This window comes from Arcticibacter tournemirensis (assembly GCF_006716645.1).
Classification (GTDB): Bacteria; Bacteroidota; Bacteroidia; order Sphingobacteriales; family Sphingobacteriaceae; genus Arcticibacter; species Arcticibacter tournemirensis.
Window position 1 is genome coordinate 1,105,956 of sequence record NZ_VFPL01000001.1, and the last position, 23,962, is coordinate 1,129,917.

Sequence of the window (23,962 nt, forward strand, 5' to 3'; positions counted from 1 at the left end):
GCTCTGTTTAAAGATCATTCTCCTAAAGTAATTATTTGTACTATTGTATGCAGTATTTAATTCCAATTTTATGTATCTCATTAAAACCCCTTTCTGGCTAAGATGTATTTATCCGACCCTTACCTGGAGGAAATTAAATGATACAAAAACCATCTATATAACGTTTGACGACGGTCCGATACCGAATGTTACACCGTTTGTACTTAAAACTTTAAAGGAGTATAATGCCAAAGCCACGTTTTTCTGCATTGGCGATAACGTGAGGAAACATCCCGACATATTCAGGCAGGTTGCAGATGCCGGGCATTCTATCGGGAACCATACTTTTAATCATCTTAGAGGCTGGGATACTGAAGATCAGGCCTACCTCGATAATTTTATTAAATGTAATGAACTGACTCAAACAAAGCTCTTCAGGCCTCCTCACGGAAGAATTAAGTTTTCGCAGATAGCACGGCTCAGATCGGTATTTCCCGACCTCCAGATTATCATGTGGGACGTTTTAAGCGGTGATTTCGACCGCGGCCTCAGTCCGGAGAAGTGCCTGAAAAACGTTCTGTCGACTGTGAAGCCCGGTTCTATAATCGTTTTTCACGATAGCCTTAAAGCATTCGACAGGCTTGAGTATACACTGCCCCGCGCTTTAAAGGCCTGGCAGGAAGAGGGGTACCGCTTTGGCCAGCTATGATGGAACACCATTAAGTATTATTGTTTAGACTTTTTCTAAATAAAAATTGATGAAAGTGATTACCGTCACTTTTTAGCATTTTTTGTAATTTCGCAAGAACTATAACTCTCATGCAGAGTTGACTTATAACTAACATGAATAAAAATCAGAAGTAATGGCATTTGATATAGAAATGATACAAAAGGTTTACAACAACCTTGCCGGTCGGATAGACGCTGCAAAGAGAGTTGTTGGAAAACCGTTAACACTCACTGAAAAGATCCTGTATTCGCACTTATGGAATGGAGATGCTGATGAATCCTACAAGCGTGGCACTTCGTATGTTGATTTCGCTCCGGATCGTGTTGCCATGCAGGACGCTACCGCTCAAATGGCCCTTCTTCAGTTCATGCAGGCGGGGAGGCCGCAGGTCGCCGTACCTTCTACAGTGCATTGTGATCACCTCATACAAGCTAAAATAGGCGCCACCGAGGATTTGGAAACCGCAAACACCACGAATAAAGAGGTGTACGACTTCCTTTCTTCAGTTTGTAATAAATATGGTCTGGGATTCTGGAAACCAGGAGCCGGTATCATCCACCAGGTAGTGCTTGAGAATTATGCATTTCCGGGAGGAATGATGATTGGAACTGACTCGCATACTCCTAATGCAGGTGGTTTGGGGATGATTGCCATAGGGGTCGGCGGTGCCGATGCCTGCGATGTAATGGCCGGTTTTGCATGGGAACTGAAGTTTCCGAAGCTTATCGGTGTAAAGCTCACAGGTAAAATGTCGGGGTGGACTGCCCCTAAAGATGTGATTCTGAAGGTGGCAGGTGTACTGACAGTAAAAGGTGGTACCGGATGTATTGTTGAATATTTTGGGGAAGGCACCCGTTCGATGTCGGCTACTGGTAAGGCTACCATTTGTAACATGGGGGCTGAGATAGGCGCTACTACATCTATCTTTGGGTATGATGAAAAGGCTGAAGCTTATCTGCGTGGTACCGGCCGGGCTGATATTGCCGACCTGGCAAATGAAGTTCGCGAACATCTTACAGGAGACGATGAAGTATATGCTAATCCTGAACAATATTTTGATCAGGTAATTGAAATAAATCTTTCGGAGCTGGAACCGCATGTTAACGGTCCTTTTACTCCCGATCTGGCATGGCCTATATCTAAATTCGCAGAAGCAGTAAGAGAGCATAACTGGCCCGCGAAACTGGAAGTCGGATTAATCGGATCATGTACGAATTCTTCTTACGAGGATATCACCAGAGCGGCCTCTATCGCTCAGCAGGCTGTAGATAAGCATCTTGTAGCAAAGTCAGAATATACTGTAACGCCAGGATCTGAACTGGTACGTTATACTGTAGAGCGCGACGGTTATCTTGATACATTTGATAAGATAGGCGGTGTAGTGCTTGCCAATGCATGTGGCCCATGTATCGGGCAGTGGGCACGTCATACCGACGACCCTACCCGCAAGAATTCTATCATTACATCCTTCAACCGCAACTTTGCAAAACGTAATGATGGTAATCCAAATACTCATGCCTTTGTTGCGTCTCCCGAAATCGTTACGGCCCTGGCTATTGCCGGCGACCTTACCTTCAATCCGCTTACCGATACATTAATCAATGAGAGGGGCGAGCAGGTGAAGCTGGATGAACCAACAGGATTAGAGATGCCTGAAAAAGGATATGCTGTAGAGGATGCAGGATATCAGTCGCCTGCCGAAGATGGAAGCGGTGTTCAGGTTTTGGTAGATGAAAAATCGAGCCGCTTACAGCTTCTTGATCCATTCCCTGCGTGGGAAGGAACAGACCTTCACGGACTTCGTCTTTTAATAAAGGCAAAGGGTAAATGTACTACCGACCATATTTCTATGGCAGGGCCGTGGCTGAAGTTCCGCGGGCACCTGGATAATATTTCAAACAACATGCTGATTGGGGCTATTAATTATTTTAATGACAGCACCGATCACGTTAAGAATCAGCTCACAGGCGAATACGGACCTGTACCTGCTACGCAGCGCGCTTATAAAGCTGCCGGGATAGGTACTGTGGTTGTCGGCGATGAGAACTATGGTGAAGGCTCGTCCCGCGAACATGCAGCCATGGAGCCTCGTCATCTCGGAGTAAGAGTCATACTGGTGAAGTCATTTGCCCGTATTCACGAAACAAACCTGAAAAAGCAGGGTATGCTGGGTATAACATTTGCAGATCCTAACGATTATAACAAGGTTCAGGAGGATGATTCTATTGACATCGTGGGTCTTACCTCGTTCGCTCCCGGCAAGCAGTTAACAGTTGTGCTGAACCATAAGGATGGTAGCGTCGACTCGTTCCCTGTGAACCATACTTATAACGAACAGCAGATCGAGTGGTTCAAAGCAGGCGCTGCCCTCAATCTTATCAGGATGAAACAGCAAGCTTGATAGTACCATTTTAATAATAAAAAAGGCCGGAGTCAATTGATCCCGGCCTTTTTTATTAATTGACACTTAAACTATTAGTGTGTAACGCCTAATTCTTCGGCCATAGCGGCACCAATTTCGGCAGGCGATTCAACTACCCTGATACCGCACTCTCTCATTATACGCATTTTCGCGGCTGCGGTATCATCAGCGCCGCCTACAATAGCACCAGCATGTCCCATGCGGCGACCTGCAGGAGCAGTTTGTCCGGCGATAAAGCCTACCACCGGTTTCGTTCCGTTCTCTTTGATCCACAGTGCAGCTTCTGCTTCCATTCCACCGCCGATTTCGCCGATCATTACAATTCCTTCTGTCTCGGGGTCGTTCATCAGCAATTTAACTGCTTCTACGGTTGGTGTACCAATAATAGGGTCGCCACCAATTCCAATAGCTGTAGTGATGCCTAGTCCCGCTTTTACCACCTGGTCAACAGCTTCATAAGTCAGGGTTCCTGATTTGGAAACAATACCTACAGTTCCCTTTTTGAAGATAAAGCCAGGCATGATACCTATTTTTGCTTCATCTGCTGTAATAATACCAGGGCAGTTAGGGCCGATAAGCCTGCAATCCTTGTCTTTAATGTACTCCTTAACCATGATCATATCTTTGGTAGGAATGCCCTCGGTAATGCAGACGATTACCTTAATACCAGCTTCCGCAGCTTCCATAATGGCGTCTCCGGCGAAGGCAGGAGGAACGAAGATGATGGAAACGTCGGCGCCTGTTTTGTCTACCGCTTCTTTCACAGTATTAAATACAGGTTTTTCAAGATGGGTTTGGCCTCCTTTTCCGGGAGTGACTCCTCCAACAACGTCGGTCCCATACTCAATCATTTGAGTAGCATGATAGGTCCCTTCATTCCCGGTAAAGCCCTGAACAATAACTTTTGAATTTTTATTTACTAATACACTCATTGAACGGAATTTAAGATGTACAAAACTATAAGAATAGGCCTAAACCACAAACCTTTTTATCACCCGAAGGTCGTTTTTTCTATGCCTGATGAATTAAATTGCAGGTCGAACAGACGCTTGTAGTAACCATTATGCTGCAGCAATTGTTGGTGCGATCCCATCTCCTTTATTTCGCCCTGGTCGAGTACAATAATCTTATCTGCGTTTTGAATGGTAGAGAGCCTGTGTGCGATGACGATAGACGTCCTGCCTTTCATCAGCTTTTGGAGTGTTTGCTGGATAAGCAGCTCTGTTTCTGTATCAACAGAAGAGGTTGCTTCATCCAGTACCAGGATCTTTGGATTATATACCAGCGCTCTTATAAATGAGATGAGCTGAGCCTGACCCGCTGACAAGGTAGCGCCCCGTTCCATTACATTATAATCAAAGCCCTCCGGCAAACGGTTTATAAAATCGGCAGCCCCCGCTTCAGTAGCAGCCTTTATCAGCTGATCTCTTGAAATAGCCGGATTGTTCAGCGTAATATTGTTGGCAATAGAATCCGAAAACAGGAAGACATCCTGTATGACGGTTGCAATCTGTGAACGCAGATAGCCCAGCTCATAGTCCCGGATATCGAGTCCGTCTATTTTCACACTTCCCTTTCCGATCTCATAAAACCTGTTCAGTATATTGATGACAGACGATTTACCCGCACCTGTAGCACCAACGAGCGCAAGCGTCTGTCCGGGTTCTACCGTGAAACTTATGTCTTTTAAGACCCAGTTGTTTTCATTGTAAGCAAACCAAACGTTTTCAAAAGAAATGGCGCCGTCCAGTTTGCCGGTTGCGAAGCTGCCTGAGTTTTCTTCTTCGTCATGTGTGTCAAGAATGGTAAAGACCCGGTCGGCACCCACCATTCCCATCTGTAGCGTGTTGAACTTGTCGGCAAGTTCGCGGATCGGCCTGAACATCATGTTAATGTACATAATAAAGGCGATAATTACCCCGGGCGAAGTATCGTGGTCTATGATCGATTTCGAACCATACCACACAAGCAGGCCCAGTGAGAGTGCTGAAATGATTTCGACTACGGGAAAGAAGATAGAGTAATACCAGTTAGACCTGATATTAGCATCACGGTGCTTGGCGTTGATCTGCTTAAATTTATGCATCTCCTGATTTTCCCGTGCAAAATACTGGGTGATGTTCATTCCGGTAATATGCTCCTGGAGGAAGGTATTGAGATGGCCCACCTGTGATCTTACTTCCTGAAAAGCCGATTTGATGGCCTCCTTGAATACATAGCTGGCGAACACCAGCAAGGGCATTGGTAGTAAGACAATTAAAGTCAGTTGCCAGTCGATATACAGCATGACTGCCAGAAGGGTAATCAGCTGTAATATGTCCCCTGCTATTACAATCAGCCCTTCAGAAAATATGTCGGCAATAGTCTCGAGGTCAGATACTGTGCGTGTGATTAATTGCCCGATTGGTGTTTTGTCGAAGAACCGGAGCTTTAAAGTGCTTATGTGATTAAAAACATTGATCCGAAGGTCCCTGATGGTTGATTGACCGAGCTTGTTGGTAAGGAACGTGTGATAATATTGAATAACAGCCTGGAGAACGAGCAGGAAAAGCATTAACAAGGTCATGCTTGTAAGTCCCGGTTTGTCGTCCGTTAGGATATATTTGTCGAGGGTGAACTGGATCAGCAGGGGCCGGAGGGGAGATACTATTGCGAGCGCTATAGTGAGGGTTATCGACCATGCAAAAATCCTTTTGTATGGTTTAATATAAGTAAAGATCCGCTTGAGCAGATTGATATCATAAGCCTTACCTGCGACCTTCGCCATAAATGTCGTATTCCTTTTGAGGCTGCAAAAATAGAAATATTTTAGCAGCAAGGTGTCAGATGGAGGTAACGAGCTTTAGCTAATTGATGAATAAACAATTATTTAACATTAAAAAAGCTTTAATTAAATATGCTAATTTAGCGGCTTTGAATTTGAATGTCATGCGAAGAGTCTTAATAACATTAATAGCAATTGTCTTTACCTCCAAACTTGTTTATGCCCAGGGAGAAGTTGATGAACGTTCAATGATCTTCAGAATGAACGGGTTGGAGATCAATACCAAAGATTCATCCTTTTATGCCAATTTCAGGTTCAGGATGCAAAACAGGATGGGTTTCTATACCAACGGGGGAGACGATCTTGGCATTTCTGAATGGGATGCAAGAGTAAGACGGTTAAGGCTGAGGGCCGACGGATATGTATTAAGCCCCAAGATCGGGTACAGTATCCAGCTATCCTTTTCCAGGGGCGATCAGGACATCGACAATACAGGCATTGCAAATATTGTGCGTGACGCTGTGGTGTTTTATCACTTTACCAATAATTTCTATATAGCTTTCGGACAAAATAAACTCCCTGGTAATCGTCAGCGGGTGAATTCGTCGGGGCAATTACAGTTTGCCGATCGCTCCATTGTGAACAGTACCTTTACCGTCGACCGCGATTTCGGGTTAAAAGCATATTATAACAACACCATAGGGTCGGTGCCTTTCAGAATTAAAGGCGCTATAAGTACCGGAGAAGGCAGGAGTGTTAACACGACTGATAACGGGCTCGCTTATACAGGCAGATTTGAAATACTCCCCTTCGGTGAATTCAAGAACGAAGGAGATTACTCAGAGGGAGACCTCGAACGGGAGGAAACCCCGAAGCTGGCACTTGCCGGAGGCTACAGCTATAACGCAAAGACGAACCGGACGGGCGGGCAATTAGGAAAAGAGATGTATGCATCGAGGGATATGGGTACAGCAATCTTCGATATGATCTTCAAGCTAAGAGGCTGGGCTTATGAGACTGAATATATGAAACGCACAGCAGACAATCCCCTGACTTTTAATGAAGATGGCGATGTAAGATATATCTATGCCGGCTGGGGCAATAATCATCAAATATCTTATCTGTTCAAAAATAACCTCGAAACTGCTTTCAGATACTCGGTAATTCAGCCTGAGGGCAAGACGGCATGGTATGAAAAGAGAAAAGAAGTTCTGGAAGCCGGAGTAACCAAATACCTTAGAAAACACCGGATTAAAGGACAGTTTAACCTAAGTTACAATACGGAAGATGGCCGGTGGGATTTGAAGGACAGTGACAATTACTGGGGAGCGCTTTTTCAAATAGAACTGGGTATTTAATGATAATATGATATTTTAATTATAACAATTTTGTAAAATGAGCGTTTGAACTTCGGTTTTAATCTGTTTTAATTAATTTTGTATCCGGGCAGCATACAATATGAAGAAAGTAATTGCTAAAAAAGTTATAAGCGTTCTTTTTCTCTCCATCTTCGTTAGTAAGATGGTTATTTCTGTTGCACCCCTGATTGTAGCGCACTTTGATTCCAAAACGGTAAATGCTGTAATCATGCAGCTGGAAATTGAGCATTCTAAGCCTGTTGATGGCAAAGAGTCTTGCCTGAAGGAATACCTGGCGCTGGTTTCGTACAGTTATGCAATCTTAAGTCCTGTGTGGACCTTTAATCCTTTAACTGTAAACAGGGGATATGATAAACATCACCAGCCTTTTTATCCTTCTGTACCCACTCCTCCTCCAAACGCCTGATTTCTGCCGCATCATATTGCGGCGGTCTGATCATTCACGTTAATTCTATTTCATACGATATCATACACCGGATCAGATTTCCTTATCCGGTTTCAGATTCTGTATAGTACATCATCTCATATCTAACATATATGGCAGCTAATCATTTGTCTGCATCAACAGGTTTTAAACAATATTTTTCGCCAAGAAATCTTAAGAAGGATTTTCCGGCAAGTGTGGTAGTCTTTTTAGTGGCATTGCCTCTATGTCTTGGTATCGCGCTGGCATCGGGAGCACCATTGTTTTCAGGCTTGCTCACCGGTATTATTGGTGGTATAGTTACGGCTTCTTTCAGCGGATCACAGTTAAGTGTTAGCGGTCCGGCTGCGGGACTTACAGTTATCGTACTTGGGGCAATCACATCACTTGGCGCATTTGAAACTTTTCTGCTCGCCGTGCTGATAGCCGGAGCGCTGCAGATCGTGCTGGGCTTTTTGAGGGCCGGCACCATAGGTAATTATTTCCCCTCAGCTGTAATCGAAGGAATGCTCGCTGCGATAGGGATCATCCTTATTCTTAAACAAATACCCCACGCTGTAGGCTATGACGCCGAATTTGAAGGCAGCGAAGCATTCAATATTAACGACCAAAATACCTTTTCGGCAATCAGCAACGCACTTTCGGCTGTGAGTATGGGAGCGGTTATCATTAGCATTGTTTCTCTTGCTGTTTTGATTTACTGGCCCAGGTTCAAAAAACTCAGCGGCGTTCCTGCGCCTCTTATAGTTGTGGTTTTCGGTATAATCTTTAATAAGGTATTTAGCGGATCGTCACTGGAGATAAAAAGTGAACATCTGGTAAATGTGCCGGTTGTTAATTCCTTTGGCGAGTTTACCGCTCTTTTCGTTTCACCTGATTTTTCCCAGATAACGAATCCCCAGGTATGGACCGTCGCGGCTACGATAGCGATCGTTGCCAGTCTCGAATCTTTATTGAGCCTTGAAGCGGTCGACAAGATCGATCCTATGAAGAGGGTCTCGCCAACCAACCGGGAGCTCGTTGCACAGGGCGTTGGAAATATGGTCAGCGGTTTCCTGGGTGGCCTACCCATGACAGCCGTTATCGTCCGCTCGTCGGCTAATGTAAATGCAGGCGGTAAAACAAAGGCGAGCGCGATCCTGCACGGGTTTTGGCTGATGCTCTCACTCTTGCTCATTCCGGGGCTCATCAATAGTATTCCACTGTCATGCCTTGCAGCTATCCTCCTTGTTACGGGATATAAACTTGCTAAGATTGCCCTTTTCAAGAAAATGTACAAAGAAGGATGGGCACAGTTTATTCCTTTTATCGTTACTGTTCTTGCAGTGGTTTTTACCGACCTGCTGAAAGGTGTAGCGATCGGCATGGTTGTAGGCGTTTTCTACATCCTGCGTAATAATCTCCGTAATCCTTACTTCTATACGATTGGCAGGAATGGAGATAAGAAAGTGATTACTATTAAACTTGCAGAGGAAGTTTCTTTCCTCAACAAAGCAGCGATCTCATATACATTAAATCACCTTCCTCATGAATCTGACGTTGTAATCGACGGAAGTAACTCAAGGTATATTGATCCCGATGTTCTCGAGATTATCCGCAACTTCAAGCATAGCGCCTATTCCAAAGGAATAATTGTTCAGCTGAAGAACATAAAACACAAATATGATATTCCGCAATTAAAAGACCTGATATACACTCCTGAAAAGGACAAAACACCAGTAGTAAACTCAAACAGTATAATTGAAAATTAATATGGCACGCGACAATAATTCAGCCGCTACAACGGCACAAAATACCAACGAAGTTCAAAAAAATACATACGAGCAGCTCCTCAGCGGAAACCGCCTTTTTGTGGAGCAGGAGCTGGAAAAAGATCCCGACTTCTTTAAGAAGCTGGCCTCGGGACAAAGCCCGCAGGTACTGTGGATTGGTTGCTCGGATAGCAGGGTGCCTGCAAATCAGGTTACCAACACGAAGCCGGGGGAAGTTTTCGTTCACCGCAATATTGCAAACGTCTGTGTTCATTCAGACATGAACATGCTTAGCGTGCTCGACTATTCGGTAAATGTTTTAAAGGTTAAGCATGTTATAGTTGCAGGACATTATGGTTGCGGAGGCGTTGCCGCTGCGATGAGCAGAAAGCAATTTGGATTGATTGATAATTGGCTACGGCATATCAAAGACGTTTATCGTTTGCACTCTCATGAACTTGATCTGATTACGGATCCTGCAGTAAGGGCCGACAGACTCGTGGAGTTAAATGTTATCGAACAGGTTTTTAACCTTTGCAAAACAACGATTATCCAGAATGCGTGGAAGGAGAGAACAGACCTGGAGGTGCATGGCTGGGTAGTGGATATCCGTACGGGCTTAGTGAAAGACCTTAAGGTAAGCTGCAGCAATACGGATAACCTAAGCAAGGTGTTTGCTTTGGATGCAGTCACTCCGGCTTCGTAGTGTTTTTTAATATCAAAAGAAAAGGCGGCCAGATAATGGTCGCCTTTTCTTTTGATATTACTTTTTTTTCTATGCTTCAGCATATTCCTCTATAGGAGGACATGAGCATATCAGCGTCCGGTCGCCATGTGTGTCGTTTACACGACCTACTGCAGGCCAGAATTTATGCTCAGACACATAGGGTAGAGGAAATGCTGCCTGCTGCCTGCTGTAAGGACGATCCCAGTCGTCGATCGTGACTACAGCAGCAGTATGAGGAGCTTGTTTTAAAGGATTATTCAACCTGTCAGCACTGCCATTTTCCACTTCGTTGATCTCTTCTCTTATCGAAATAAGGGCATCACAGAACCTGTCTAATTCGTGTTTAGGTTCAGATTCTGTAGGTTCAACCATCAGCGTTCCGGCAACAGGGAAAGAAACTGTCGGAGCATGGAAGCCATAATCCATTAACCGTTTCGCAATGTCAGTCACCTCAATCCCGAAATTCTTGAATGCGCGGCAGTCAAGGATCATTTCATGAGCGCACCTTCCCTGGCTTCCTGAGTAAAGCACGGGGTAATGTTTTTCAAGTCTTGATTTAATATAATTAGCATTCAGAATGGCATATCTTGTTGCATTCGTGAGTCCTTCTGCTCCCATCATTGCAATATAGGCATGAGAGATAAGAAGTATCGAAGCCGAGCCCCATGGCGCTGCTGATACTGCTGAAATCGACTTTTCTTTATGGATGTCGACTACCGCATGGGCCGGCAGATAAGGAACAAGATGTTTTGCTACGCCGATAGGACCAACTCCCGGACCGCCTCCTCCATGAGGAATGCAGAATGTTTTGTGCAGATTAAGATGGCATACATCAGCGCCAATGGTTGCGGGGCTGGTAAGGCCAACCTGTGCATTCATATTAGCACCATCCATGTACACCTGGCCACCGTTCTGGTGGATAATCTCACAGATCTCCATGATCGATTCTTCGAATACGCCATGTGTTGAAGGATAGGTAACCATCAGGCACGATAAGGTATCTTTATGTTCTTCGGCCCGAAGCTTCAGGTCGTTCACATCGATATTGCCATTTACGTCGCATTTAACAACCACGATCTTCATTCCAGCCATAGCTGCCGAAGCCGGGTTGGTGCCGTGAGCCGAGGATGGTATCAACGCTACGTTACGATGTGGTTCACCTCTGCCCGCATGATATGCCCTGATCACCATTAGTCCGGTATATTCACCCTGAGCACCTGCATTCGGCTGGAAGCTCATGGCTGCAAATCCGGTTATCTCACTGAGCCAGTTATTCAGTTCATCTATCAGCTGCATATATCCGCCGACCTGGTCGGTGGGAGCAAAAGGATGAATCTTGCTAAATTCAGGCCAGGTAACTGGTATCATTTCCGTTGTGGCATTCAGCTTCATTGTGCATGAGCCAAGCGGGATCATAGAATGACAGAGCGACAAGTCCTTTGCTTCAAGAGACTTGATATATCGAAGCATTTCGTGCTCTGAATGGTGCAGGTTGAAAACAGGATGGCTAAGGAACGCCGACTGTCTTTCAAGCGCTGCAGGTATCGTTGTGTGCAAAGTGTTCTTAAGCGAATCAATGTCCACTTCATGGATGCTTTTGCCTTTAACCTTTGCGAAAAAGCGGACGATCGTTTTAATATCTTCAATGGATGTTGTTTCATCCACTGTAACCGAAGCAATAGAGCCCTGGTAAAAGAGGTTCATCTCATTATTTAAAGCTTCGGCGTGAATAGGGCCGGCCAGTGCGCCAAGATCAAAGCGAACGGTATCAAAATATGAATCGTTCAGTTGCAGGTATCCAAGCGATTGCAGTGCATCAGAAAGGAGGATTGCAAGCCCATGGGTGCGTTTCGCTATTGCTTTTAGTCCTTCAGGACCGTGATACGCAGCATACATTCCAGCCATAATGGCCAGCAGAGCCTGCGCTGTACATATGTTTGATGTCGCTTTATCGCGCCGGATGTGTTGCTCCCTGGTCTGCAGCGCCATTCTCAGGGCGTAATTTCCTGCAGTATCAATAGTGACGCCTATAATGCGGCCTGGCATAGACCGTTTATATTCTTCTTTGGTGGCAAAGAAAGCAGCATGCGGGCCGCCAAAACCCATCGGAACACCGAACCGCTGTGTCGAACCTACCACTATATCGGCTCCCCATTCTCCCGGAGGCGATAGCAGGCACAGGCTGAGGATGTCGGCGACGACGGTCAGCTTAATTCCCTTTTCATGCGCGCGGGCAGCAAAGTCTGAGTAATTATATACCACTCCGTTTCCAGCCGGGTATTGAACAATGGCACCGAACATTGAATCAGTAAGTTCAATAGTTTCGTGGTTGCCAATTATTAGCTCAATACCGAAGGGTGCAGAGCGGGTCCTCAGGACATCAATAGTCTGAGGGAATAGTTGTTCAGAAACAAAAAAGGTATTTGCATCCTTGTTTTTCCGGAGGCTGAACTGCATGAACATGGCTTCAGCTGCAGCAGTAGCCTCATCAAGAAGAGATGCATTGGCAATCTCCATACCCGTAAGGTCAAGCACCATAGTCTGGAAGTTAAGCAGAGCCTGAAGCCTTCCCTGAGATATTTCGGCCTGGTAAGGAGTATATTGGGTATACCAGCCCGGGTTCTCAAAAATATTGCGCAGTATTACAGAGGGCGTGATCGTGTCATAATAACCCTGGCCGATAAACGACTTGAAAACTTTGTTTTTGGAAGCAAGTTGCTTCAGATTAGTCAGGTACTCAAACTCGCTCTTCGGTGCCGGAAGGTTCAATGGACGCTTGAGGCGAATCTGGGTTGGGATTGTCTGATCAATCAGTTCTTCGAGAGAAGATACCCCGGTTGTTGCAAGCATTTCAGAAGTTTCCAGGCCGTCAGGGGAGATATGTCGTGATTCAAATTTTTCTTTGAAATCAATGTTTAAATCCATGAAATTGAATATATAAAGAGATGCTGCAAAGGTAAGAATTATGTATCAAGATATTAGTATACTAGTATCAAGATGTTAGTATCAAGTATCAAGATAGTAGTATTGAGATGTTAGTGCCAGGATACTAGTGTTATGTTAAGGTAAAATGAATTGTTCTGTTCTTATAAAGAAAAGACTATCAGTTGATTATACATGAAACTTACGACTTGTTACGTATAACTTAAAACGGGTATCAGGCTATACATTATCCGGCCAGCTGGCGCAGATACATCTGTATGGTGTTTTCCAGTCCGAGGTACAACGCGTCGCAAATAAGTGCGTGGCCGATACTTACTTCAAGTAATCCGGGTACTTGCCGGGCAAAATACCTCAGGTTATGAAGATCAAGGTCATGCCCTGCGTTTAGTCCTAACCCTGCCTCCTGAGCAACTTTAGCGGCCTCCACATAAGGGGAAACTGCTGCTTCACGGTTTTTAAGATAAGCTGTGGCGTAACCTTCGGTATACAACTCGATGCGGTCCGTGCCTGTAGTAGCCGCAGCTTCGACCATTCGCGGATCGGGATCTACAAATATTGAAACTCTTATCCCCGCGTCTTTAAACACAGCAATAATATCCTTCAGATACTGCTGGTGCTGAATTGTATTCCAGCCATGATTAGAGGTGATCTGGCCTTCTGCATCGGGGACCAGTGTAACCTGCGCTGGCTTATTCGCCAGTACCAGGTCAATAAACTTCTTCTCCTGGCAATTGCCCTCGATGTTAAATTCTGTGGCAATAACACTCTTCAGATCATACACATCCTGGTAGCGTATATGTCTTTCGTCTGGCCTTGGATGTACAGTAATGCCCTGGGCTCCGAATCGTTCGCAGTCAAGCGCTGTTTTAACAAGGTCAGGATTATTCCCGCCACGTGAATTACGCAATGTGGCGATTTTATTAATATTGACAGAAAGCTTAGTCACGTTTACAAGTTGTAAGTTGTAAGTTGCAGGTTGTGAACTGTTGTTGATATATCCTGCAACACACAACTCACATCCTGCAACACAAAATATTAGTACCTGTACTGTTCCGGTTTATACGGACCTTCAGGAGATACGCCGATATATTCGGCCTGATGAGGATCAAGTACGTCGAGCTCCACGCCAATCTTAGAGAGGTGAAGACGGGCTACTTTTTCGTCAAGGTGCTTTGGAAGCGTATAAACCTTGTTTTCGTATTTGCCGGGGTTAGTCCACAACTCAATCTGTGCCAGTGTCTGGTTAGTGAAGGAGTTAGACATTACAAACGAAGGGTGGCCTGTAGCACAGCCCAGGTTCACAAGGCGACCTTCCGCAAGGATGATCACATCTTTACCTTCGATATTATACTTGTCAACCTGTGGTTTGATTTCAATCTTGGTATGTCCGTAATTTCCATTCAGCCATGCCATGTCGATCTCGTTGTCAAAGTGGCCGATGTTACAAACAATAGCTTTGTCTTTCAGGAGCTTAAAGTGATCGCCGCGAACAATGTCGCAGTTCCCTGTACAGGTAACCACAATGTCGGCTTCTTTAACTGCGTTGATCAGTTTCTTCACTTCAAAGCCTTCCATCGCTGCCTGTAATGCACAGATCGGATCTATTTCAGTTACAATTACACGAACTCCTGCGCTGCGTAATGATTCCGCTGAACCTTTACCCACGTCGCCATACCCGCAAACTACGGCTACTTTACCAGCCATCATTACGTCGGTAGCGCGGCGGATAGCGTCAACAAGCGATTCACGGCAGCCGTACTTATTATCAAATTTTGATTTAGTAACAGAGTCGTTTACATTAATGGCCGGTAAATGGAGTGTTCCGTTTTTCATGCGTTCGTAAAGACGGTGAACTCCTGTAGTTGTTTCTTCAGACAGCCCCTTGATGCCAGTGATCAGCTCGGGATATTTGTCGAACACCATATTGGTAAGGTCTCCGCCGTCATCGAGTATCATGTTCAATGGCTGACGCTCTTCTCCGAAGTACAGGGTCTGCTCAATGCACCAGTCGAACTCTTCGGCATTCATGCCTTTCCATGCATAAACAGAGATGCCGGCAGCAGCAATTGCAGCAGCGGCATGATCCTGTGTTGAGAAAATATTGCACGACGACCAGGTTACTTCTGCTCCAAGTTCTATCAGCGTTTCGATTAGCACGGCAGTCTGAATAGTCATGTGCAGGCAACCTGCAATGCGGGCACCTTTTAATGGTTTAGAAGGTCCGTACTCCGCGCGAAGCGACATTAGTCCAGGCATTTCTGCTTCTGCAAGTTCTATCTCTTTCCGTCCCCATTCTGCCAGGGAAATGTCCTTCACTTTGTAAGGAATGTATTTTGTCTCTACTGATGACATAGTTGTAAATTTAAATGTCTGCAAAAATACCTCATTGGCGGATGAATATCAAACATTTAAAGGGCTCTTCTGTAAGATGACAGAGGGTTGATTGACAAATAATTTACATCTGCATGTTTTAAGTTAAACGCTATAGCCTTACTTTTGCAAGTATTAGCTTTGAAAATTAATAATTATGTATCCGGAATATTTAGTTGCCCCGATGAGGGAAGAACTTACCCAGGTTGGTTTCGAGGAGCTTAAGACTCCAGAGGAAGTAGACTCAGCACTCAAATCAGAAGGAACTGTATTTGTTGTGGTAAATTCAGTTTGTGGTTGCGCGGCAGCAAATGCACGTCCCGCTGCAAAGATAGCTGTACAAGGTGCAAAGCATCCTGATAAACTCGTGACAGTTTTTGCTGGCATGGAAAAAGATGCAGTAGATAAGGCGAGAAGTTACATGCTTCCTTATCCTCCATCGTCACCTTCGATGGCTTTGTTTAAAGATGGTAAATTAGTTCATATGATTGAGCGTAACCAGATTGAAGGCCGCCCTGCACAGATGATTGCAGATAACCTTTCGAGCGCATTTGAGGTTTACTGCTAAGCATTTGGCAGTTTATTGAATTAATGCTTTGCATGATAAAAGATCCGGTACGATGCCGGATTTTTTTATGCCCTTATCTCCTATATGTTAAAGCTGGATCTGCGTCTTTTATTAAGACCGCTTCAATATAACACACTGATACTTAAGTGAGCCCTGCTTTTCTGTAACTTTGTTGTGGATGAAAGGGATAGCCATATTACTGTTTACGGTGTACATTTTTGGCGCCACTGATCTGCACCAGGTCTTACGGCTGCCACTTCTGGTTAGTCACTATCAGAAGCACAGGCACGAACTTCCTTCCCTCAGCATTTCTCAATTTCTGAAGATACACTATGTCGATGCCCAGCCATTCGATAAGGACTATGCCGACGATATGCGCCTTCCTTTTAAAGCGCCTAAAGATCATTGTATTTCTGTTGTTACTATATTAACAGGGCCGGTTCTTCTCCACTTACCATCAACCGAAAAGATCGTAAATACATACACCGTGGTCGAGGAGGATATACCTCCTTATGTGATAATAAGATCCATTTTCCAGCCTCCAAGAGTGTCGCCACTGCGCGCCTGAATGAATACTGAAAGAATAGCGCTGAAGCTTTCTGTAAATGCGCAGTCATAGCGGCGATAGATTTTATTTAACGATTTAGATTTATATATGTCCATTCATGTAAATATTCCCCCTGGTATTAAAGGGCTAAGCGAAGCGCAGGTAAACCGCTCGAGAGAGGAACACGGGAATAATAACCAATTTAATAAAACAAAACACCAGTGGTGGAGCGTGTTGCTCGACATGCTGAAGGAACCTATGCTTGTGCTTTTGATAGCAGTTGCCGTCCTTTATCTGATTACTGGAGAGCTGGGAGAGGCCATGTTCATGCTTGTTGCCATTGTCCTTGTCTCAGGTATTTCATTTTATCAGGATAATCGCAACCGCAAGGCGTTGGAAGCTTTGGAAAAGCTAAATGAGCCATTGAGTAAAGTAATAAGGGAAGGACAACTTGTTGAGATCCCTACTCATGATATTGTTGTTGGTGATATGTTGCTGATAGAAGAGGGCAATATCGTTAACGCAGATGGAGAAATTGTTCATAGTAATGACTTCATGGTGGACGAGTCGGCTCTGACCGGCGAATCGTACTCTGTTTACAAATCAGAAACGGGAAACGACAATAAGGTTTACAGTGGAACTGTGGTGGTATCGGGACTGGCTATATGCAAAGTAAAGAATGTAGGCTTTGGTACACGTCTTGGCAAGTTAGGCGAATCGCTGCATTCAATAAAGGAGGAAGCAACTCCTTTGCAGGTTCAGATCCGCAAGTTTGTGAGGGTTATGGCAATTGCCGGGATAGCGGTATTCCTGCTGGTATGCCTGGTAAATTTCCTTTCGGGCCAAAGTTTTACCGACAGCCTCTTGAAAGGGCTTACCCTGGCAATGTCGGTATTACCCGAAGAAATTCCGGTTGCTTTTACAACATTCATGGCTCTTGGATCCTGGCGTTTGATAAAATCAGGCATTATCGTGAAGAAGATAAGTACGGTGGAAGCTTTGGGAAGTGCCACGGTTATATGCACAGATAAAACAGGCACTATTACAGAAAGCAGTATGCGCCTGCAGGAAGTTTATGCCTTTAGTAGTCGCACCTCTTATTCTCAGGATAATGCATGGAGTAAAGAAGCTCTGGAGGTAATTAAAGTTTCTATGTGGGCCAGTGAGCCGGTGCCTTTTGATCCGATGGAGAAGACTTTACACGAAGTGTATGTACAGAATGCCGACCGGGACGAACGGCCTCAGTTCGGGATGGTTCATGAATATCCTCTGGGCGGAACACCTCCTATGATGACCCACGTTTTTGAGGACGCTGCCGGTAACAGGATCATTGCTGCTAAAGGCGCTCCCGAAGCAATTCTTGATGTGAGCCTTCAGGATAAAGAGAGCAGAAGCTCCATTGAGTCTAAAGTAGCCAGCCTGGCGGCCAGGGGATACCGGGTATTGGGTGTTGCCAGGTCGGAGTTTAAGGGAACAGACTTTCCTGAGGAGCAGCAGGCCCTGCCATTTGTATTTATTGGTCTCATTGCCTTTTACGATCCTCCTAAAGCGAATATAAACTCCGTATTTAAAGGTTTCTACGACGCAGGGATCGCCGTGAAAATGATCACCGGCGATAACGAGCTTACTTCGAAAGCCATAGCCTTACAATCAGGCCTCCGCGGTGCGGAGGAAACTATAGACGGAAAACGGTTAATGCAGCTTGACGCCGCTGAAATGCGGAAACAGGTAGGCCACCTCACTGTTTTTGCCCGCATGTTTCCTGATGCAAAGCTTAAAGCAATTACCGCCCTGAAGGAATCAGGCCACATTGTAGCAATGACCGGCGATGGTGTAAATGATGCACCGGCGTTAAAGGCATCCCATATAGGTATAGCAATGGGCCAAAGGGGAACTGAAATCGCAAAAAGCGCGGCCGCGCTGATTATTGCAGACGACGATCTTTCGAAGATGCTTGATGCTGTTGCTATGGGGAGAAAGATCTACGCGAACCTTAAAAAGGCTATACAATATATTATCTCCATTCATATACCCATTATCGGCGCTGTATCGCTTCCTCTTTTTCTGGGATGGATCTATCCGAATATCCTGACGCCGGTACATGTTATATTTCTTGAGCTTATTATGGGGCCTACCTGTTCGATAGTTTACGAGAACGAACCGATGGAGAAAAATACCATGCAACGCCCGCCCAGGCCTTTCAGTACCACATTCCTCCTGTGGCACGAAATGTCGGTCAGCGTTATCCAGGGCCTTGCAATTACAATGGGAATACTATTCGTCTATCAGCTAAACGTAAGGCTGGGAGGAGACGAAGCGAGCACACGGACCATGGTCTTCACTACGCTGATTATAGCTAATATTTTCCTGTCGCTGGTAAACCGTTCATTTTACTACCCGCTAACCAGTAGCTTTAATAACCGTAATTATTTAATGACAGCCGCATTGTCTGTAACTGTCGTTCTTCTGGTAATTATTCTGTATGTGCCTTTAGTAGCACAGTTTTTCAAAGTTATACCGCTCTCATTTGAAGCCATCTCCATTTGCCTGGCAACGGGTATGGTATCGGTGCTGTGGTTTGAACTGTGGAAATGGCTAAGAAGAATAAAAAGTAAATATTCATCTGATATTCAATTTTAATGATCATGAAAAAGATCTTGTATGTTATAATTGGCCTGTTGCTGGTTATTCAGTTCATAAGGCCGGAAGAAAATAGAGGGGAGTCTGGCGGTCCCCACGCCCTGCAGAACGTTGTCGACGTGCCTGATACAGTTCTTGCAGTTTTAAAAACGTCGTGTTATGATTGTCATAGTAATACAACCGTTTATCCCTGGTATACCAATGTCCAGCCCGTGGGGTGGTGGCTTGCCAACCACGTGAGTGAAGGGAAAAGAGAGCTTAACTTTGATGAATTTAAAACTTACCCTTCTAAGAAAGCTATTCATAAGCTGGAAGAAACTGCAGATGTGATAAAAGAAAATGAAATGCCCCTGAATAGTTATTTGCTTATCCACCGGACAGCGAAGCTTACCGAGGCACAAAAACAGATGGTCATCGACTGGGCGCAGCAGGCTCAAATGCAGGTAAAGTAACCAACGTAGATTAGAGAGGCTTATTCAGATAAAAATGGATGCCTCTCTTTATATATCTCTTGTAAGTAGTTTTTCGAGATCGCGGAAAGTAACATCCATACGGACTCTCCCTTGCTTGGCATATGCAATCTGACCTGTTTCCTCAGAAACGATTACTGCAACAGCGTCGCTCATTTCTGTTATCCCGATACCGGCTCTATGGCGCAGTCCAAACTGCGGAGGGAGCTTAATATTATCACTAACGGGTAATATACAACTGGCGCATTTGATTTTTCCTTCAGAAATCACTACAGCACCGTCGTGAAGAGGGCTGTTCTTCCTGAATATGGTTTCTATAAGACGTTTGGAAACCACAGCATCAATCGGTTCGCCGGTATTCTGATAATACTGGTCGTCAAAGTACTTGGCAAAGACGATCAAAGCGCCTGTCCGGCTGCTTTGCATAGTTTTGCAGGCATCAATTATCGGTTTAACCGAGGTGAAACTGGCCTCTTTCTCCAGCTCCTTTTTTCCTGAAAGAAGCGTTTTCCAAAGTTTATTTCTGTGCAGTGCCGCGTTCTTGCCTATAAGCAACAAAAACCGGCGGATCTCTTGTTGAAAAACAATGATGAGGGCCAGAAACCCCACGCTGACAAATCCCCCGAGTATATTGCTGAGCAGACGCATCTGAAGCTGTTCAGTAATGAGATAAACCAGGTAAATAATAATGAGGCCTAAAACTATGTTTACAGCAATAGTGCCTCTGATAAGATTATAAATGTAGTATATAATGAATGCTACCAGGATGATATCTACGATATCCAGGAAACGAAGATGGAGGAAACTAAGGTCAAACCGGTCCATACTATTTTTTATGCTGATGCTTGAAATGTGAGACAATTACGATCTCGACAAGATAGGAATTTTAGGAAGATGTCACAAAATATGAGCGCGGATCTTTCTATACAGATCCTTTGGTTCAAAAGGCTTAAGTACGAAGTCATTCATCCCCGCCTGCAGGAATCGTCCTTCTTCCGACCTCTGGACGCTTGCAGTAAGCGCGATGATCGGCAGTTTGACGAATTTATCGCCGCCAAGTTCCCTTATTGTTTTAACAGCTTCCAGTCCATTCATCACCGGCATATGTATGTCCATAAGAACAAGATCATAGTCGTTGTCTTTTACCTTTTCAACAGCTTCCTGGCCGTTTTCCGCGTAATCAATTTCTGTGAGCCATTTCCCAAGTACTTTCCCGGCAAGCAGGCGGTTCATTGCATTATCATCCACTACCAGGATACGGCCATCGATAGGTGCATCAAGGTTTATATTTGTTTCTACGGGTACTGTATTTTTATCAGCTCTCAGATATCTGATCACAAAGCTGAATATTGTTCCCTCTCCATGCGTACTCTGGACTTCAATAGTGGAATCGTGTAGCTCGATCAGCTTTTTTGTGATCGCAAGTCCCAATCCTGTACCTCCATATTTTTTTGAGGTATCTCTTTCGGCCTGCGTATACGCATCAAAGATGGCCTTTAACTTATCATCTTTTATACCAATTCCGGTGTCATGAACTTCAAACCGGATTGGAACGGAGTCTTCATCTTCAGCCTCAAGGAACAGCTTTAACATTACGGAACCACATTCGGTAAATTTAATGGCATTTCCGAGCAGATTCATAAAGATCTGGTAAAGCCTGGTAGAGTCTCCGGTTATAACTTTCGGAATGCGCGGATCTATATAGTAGTCAATTCTCAGATCTTTATCACAGGATTTAAATCTAAGGGATTCTATTGTTTGTGATACAAGCTTATAAATCTCCAGCGGCGCCGGATCCAGTGTCATGTTCCCGGTTTCTATCTTGGTGAAATCAAGAACATCATTAATGAGTGAAAGAAGATTTTGTGCGGAGAACTCCAGTATGTTTAAATTTTCTTTCTGACGTTCGAGCGGGTCCTCCTCCTTTAATATTCTGGTCAGTCCGATAACAGCGTTCAGGGGAGTGCGCATTTCGTGGCTCATGACCGACAGAAACTGCTCTTTCGACTTGCTCAGGTCAATTGCGTCCTGCCGGGTTTTAATCAGTTGCTGTTCTGCATGTTTTCTTAATGTGATGTCTACAATTATTCCAATCTGGCTTTCCAGGTGCCCGTCGGGATTGAAAAGCGGGCTATTAGATATGAACACCCAGATTGGGGCGCCGTCTTTTTTATAGACGACGATCTCTATTTCATATGGTTTTCTTTCAACTAAAGCTTGTTTTGCAGATTTAAGAACGGATAGATCGGTCTTTTCCCCGATTAGCAGGTCTCCAAAGATTCTACCCTTTATTCCTCTACCTTATAGCCAATAATTTTCTCAGCTGCTTCATTCATCCAGGATACCTCGTTCTTTGCGTTACGTATCACAACTCCGGCCGGCGATTTTTCTACGGCGATAGAAAGGTTCTGTATCTTTAGTTCTGCTTCTTTCCGGGTGGTGATATCCCTGCCGTTGACGAGCCATCTTCCGTTCATAATCACGTCAGACCATTCAAACCATCTGATGGGGCCGCCTTTCGTAATTACTCTTGTTTCGACCTGAAAGTGAGTCTTACCTAAAGATATAGCCCTGAATACTTCAGGCATTACTCTTTCCCGTTCGCCCGGCACAGAAAAATCCCATATCGTTTTTCCGAGCATCTCATCTACTGAATACCCGATAAGAAGCTGGACGGAAGTATTGATGAATTCAATTTTACCCTCGGAATCAGTGATGCAATGAATTTCATTGGAATTATTAAAGAGGTCCTGAAACTGTCGCGCCTGGTTAAGCATCTGTTGCAACTCCACGTTTTTTTTTCGCACCTCCAGATGCGACATCACTTCGTTCGACAATATCTTCAACGCATCTTTTTCCTGATCACTAAGATACCTGGGTTCATAATCCATCACACACAATGTTCCAATGTGGTAACCGCCAGCTGTGGTTATGGGTGATCCGGCGTAAAACCTGAAATGCGGGTTATTTGTCACAAAAGGATTGTCAGAGAAACGATTGTCCTTAGTGAGGTCGGAAATTTCGAGCAGCGTATCGTTTTGTATGGTATAGTTGCAGAAAGCCGAACTCCGCGAAGTCTCTTTCATGTTAAGACCTGTTTCCGACTTGATCCATTGTCTATCCTCCTCCATAAAGGATATGAAAGCAATTGGAGTTTTACATATATACGATATAAGGCGCGTTATTGAATCAAACTGAGCTTCAGCTTCAGTGTTTAATATGTTGTATTCCTGTAATGTCTTAAGCCTGTTAGCTTCGGTTATATCTGAATGAACCATTACGTTTGCAGTGTTAGAGCGGTTCTCTTTTGTACGAAACAATTAGTATTATGTTCGGGGTAAAAGAAAATAGCTGAAGAGGAGGCTTTATAGGCTGATGTCTTCAGAACTTCGCCTCAAAGATGATACCAGTTTAATGGCTTCTGTTGCTTCTTTTACATCGTGAACACGTAATAAGTCTGCGCCTTTCATCAAGGCTACGGTATTTAAAACGGTAGTGCCGTTCAAAGCCTCGTTGCTGCTGACGCCTAGTGTTTGCCAGATTGTTTTCTTACGGGATAAACCCGCCAAAACGGGCAGTCCGGTTGTTTTGAAAAGCTCCAGATTGTTCAGCAAGCGTAAGTTCTGGTCCGCCGTTTTCGCAAATCCGAAACCCGGGTCGAGAATAATGTCATGAACATTGAGGCTATTAAGAACGGCAAGTTTGCTGGAGAAATACTGCATTATTTCTTTAAACATGTCGTCATATTGAGTTAATGAAGCCATTGTAAGCGGAGTGCCCCTCATGTGCATCAGAATGTACGGAACCTGCAACCGGCCTATTGTTTCAAACATTAACGGGTCGAGCTCTCCTCCCGAAATATCATTTATAATGTCGGCTCCTTCAGCAATTGATGCCTCGGCTACCGATGCACGAAATGTGTCGATGGACAGTACAGCCCCGGGGAATTGCCCTCTTATAGCCCTTATAACAGGAAGCAAACGCGCCTGTTCTTCCCCGGGCGGGATATCAGAAGCCCCCGGGCGAGAAGAATAAGCTCCGATATCGAGAATGGCGGCTCCATCCGAAAGCATTTTTTCTGCCTTCACTAAAGCGGCAGCTACCGTTTGTGTTCTGCTATCCTGATAAAATGAATCAGGAGTGATATTCAGTATTCCCATTACTTTCGGTTCCGAAAAATCTAATAGCCTGCCTCCCGCATTAATCGTTTTCTTTTCCTGAAAAACTGTATTTTTATCGCACATAAAA

The 23,962-nt window shown here is 44.6% G+C and carries 19 protein-coding genes; 10 read left to right on the forward strand and 9 right to left on the reverse strand.

Annotated features, from left to right (window positions below):
* Positions 1–70 precede the first annotated feature (70 nt).
* On the forward strand, positions 71–688 hold the full coding sequence (locus tag BDE36_RS04630) for a polysaccharide deacetylase family protein (protein WP_128769783.1): 618 nt from the start codon (positions 71–73) through the stop codon (positions 686–688).
* A 154-nt stretch (positions 689–842) separates the two neighbouring features.
* Positions 843–3,110 (forward strand): aconitate hydratase, encoded by a 2,268-nt coding sequence (locus tag BDE36_RS04635; protein WP_141813919.1) that lies wholly within the window; start codon positions 843–845, stop codon positions 3,108–3,110.
* 74 nt (positions 3,111–3,184) lie between these two features.
* On the opposite strand, the gene sucD is transcribed toward BDE36_RS04635, so the two are convergent.
* Complete coding sequence (sucD, locus tag BDE36_RS04640; RefSeq protein WP_141813920.1) at positions 3,185–4,063, reverse strand: succinate--CoA ligase subunit alpha; 879 nt, start codon at positions 4,061–4,063, stop codon at positions 3,185–3,187.
* Between the two features lie 59 nt (positions 4,064–4,122).
* The gene (locus tag BDE36_RS04645; RefSeq protein WP_141813921.1) at positions 4,123–5,898 is read right to left on the reverse strand and encodes an ABC transporter ATP-binding protein; all 1,776 of its coding nucleotides are present in this window, start codon (positions 5,896–5,898) and stop codon (positions 4,123–4,125) included.
* A 161-nt stretch (positions 5,899–6,059) separates the two neighbouring features.
* On the opposite strand from BDE36_RS04645, the gene BDE36_RS04650 reads away from it, so the two are divergent.
* The 4 genes from BDE36_RS04650 to BDE36_RS04665 all read left to right on the forward strand — a co-directional run bounded on the left by BDE36_RS04650 (position 6,060) and on the right by BDE36_RS04665 (position 10,155).
* Entirely contained in the window at positions 6,060–7,253 is a 1,194-nt protein-coding gene (locus BDE36_RS04650) for a porin (protein ID WP_141813922.1), read from the forward strand.
* 100 nt (positions 7,254–7,353) lie between these two features.
* Positions 7,354–7,680 carry a hypothetical protein gene (locus tag BDE36_RS04655; protein ID WP_128769778.1) on the forward strand — a complete coding sequence of 109 codons (327 nt, stop codon included), beginning with the start codon at positions 7,354–7,356 and terminating at the stop codon, positions 7,678–7,680.
* Positions 7,681–7,811: 131 nt separating this feature from the next.
* A complete protein-coding gene (locus BDE36_RS04660) occupies positions 7,812–9,449 on the forward strand; it encodes a SulP family inorganic anion transporter (protein WP_141813923.1) in 1,638 nt (545 codons plus the stop codon).
* Position 9,450: 1 nt separating this feature from the next.
* Entirely contained in the window at positions 9,451–10,155 is a 705-nt protein-coding gene (locus BDE36_RS04665; protein ID WP_128769776.1) for a carbonic anhydrase, read from the forward strand.
* 69 nt (positions 10,156–10,224) lie between these two features.
* On the opposite strand, the gene gcvP is transcribed toward BDE36_RS04665, so the two are convergent.
* The 3 genes from gcvP to ahcY all read right to left on the reverse strand — a co-directional run bounded on the left by gcvP (position 10,225) and on the right by ahcY (position 15,471).
* Positions 10,225–13,101: an aminomethyl-transferring glycine dehydrogenase gene (gene gcvP / locus BDE36_RS04670; RefSeq protein ID WP_141813924.1), complete on the reverse strand. Its 2,877-nt coding sequence runs from the start codon at positions 13,099–13,101 to the stop codon at positions 10,225–10,227.
* Positions 13,102–13,345: 244 nt separating this feature from the next.
* Positions 13,346–14,065 (reverse strand): pyridoxine 5'-phosphate synthase, encoded by a 720-nt coding sequence (locus BDE36_RS04675; protein ID WP_141813925.1) that lies wholly within the window; start codon positions 14,063–14,065, stop codon positions 13,346–13,348.
* Between the two features lie 89 nt (positions 14,066–14,154).
* Positions 14,155–15,471, reverse strand: coding sequence for an adenosylhomocysteinase (ahcY, locus tag BDE36_RS04680; protein ID WP_141813926.1), 1,317 nt, complete (start codon positions 15,469–15,471; stop codon positions 14,155–14,157).
* Positions 15,472–15,646: 175 nt separating this feature from the next.
* Here ahcY and BDE36_RS04685 point away from each other — a divergent pair, with 175 nt between their 5' ends.
* From BDE36_RS04685 to BDE36_RS04700, 4 genes are all read left to right on the forward strand, one after another.
* The gene (locus BDE36_RS04685) at positions 15,647–16,057 is read left to right on the forward strand and encodes a BrxA/BrxB family bacilliredoxin (protein WP_141813927.1); all 411 of its coding nucleotides are present in this window, start codon (positions 15,647–15,649) and stop codon (positions 16,055–16,057) included.
* A gap of 178 nt (positions 16,058–16,235) precedes the next feature.
* On the forward strand, positions 16,236–16,625 hold the full coding sequence (locus BDE36_RS04690) for a hypothetical protein (protein WP_141813928.1): 390 nt from the start codon (positions 16,236–16,238) through the stop codon (positions 16,623–16,625).
* Between the two features lie 87 nt (positions 16,626–16,712).
* Complete coding sequence (locus BDE36_RS04695) at positions 16,713–19,244, forward strand: cation-translocating P-type ATPase (protein ID WP_141813929.1); 2,532 nt, start codon at positions 16,713–16,715, stop codon at positions 19,242–19,244.
* Positions 19,245–19,249: 5 nt separating this feature from the next.
* Positions 19,250–19,696, forward strand: coding sequence for a heme-binding domain-containing protein (locus BDE36_RS04700; protein ID WP_235904174.1), 447 nt, complete (start codon positions 19,250–19,252; stop codon positions 19,694–19,696).
* Positions 19,697–19,744: 48 nt separating this feature from the next.
* Here the strand turns inward: BDE36_RS04700 and cdaA are convergent, their stop codons facing one another.
* From cdaA to folP, 4 genes are all read right to left on the reverse strand, one after another.
* Positions 19,745–20,539: a diadenylate cyclase CdaA gene (gene cdaA, locus BDE36_RS04705; protein WP_141813930.1), complete on the reverse strand. Its 795-nt coding sequence runs from the start codon at positions 20,537–20,539 to the stop codon at positions 19,745–19,747.
* 72 nt (positions 20,540–20,611) lie between these two features.
* Entirely contained in the window at positions 20,612–22,006 is a 1,395-nt protein-coding gene (locus tag BDE36_RS04710; RefSeq protein ID WP_317132915.1) for a response regulator, read from the reverse strand.
* Positions 22,003–22,992 carry a PAS domain S-box protein gene (locus tag BDE36_RS04715; protein ID WP_141813932.1) on the reverse strand — a complete coding sequence of 330 codons (990 nt, stop codon included), beginning with the start codon at positions 22,990–22,992 and terminating at the stop codon, positions 22,003–22,005. The genes BDE36_RS04710 and BDE36_RS04715 overlap by 4 nt, the downstream gene beginning before the upstream one ends.
* 87 nt (positions 22,993–23,079) lie before the next feature.
* Entirely contained in the window at positions 23,080–23,958 is an 879-nt protein-coding gene (gene folP / locus BDE36_RS04720; protein ID WP_141813933.1) for a dihydropteroate synthase, read from the reverse strand.
* Positions 23,959–23,962 lie beyond the last annotated feature (4 nt).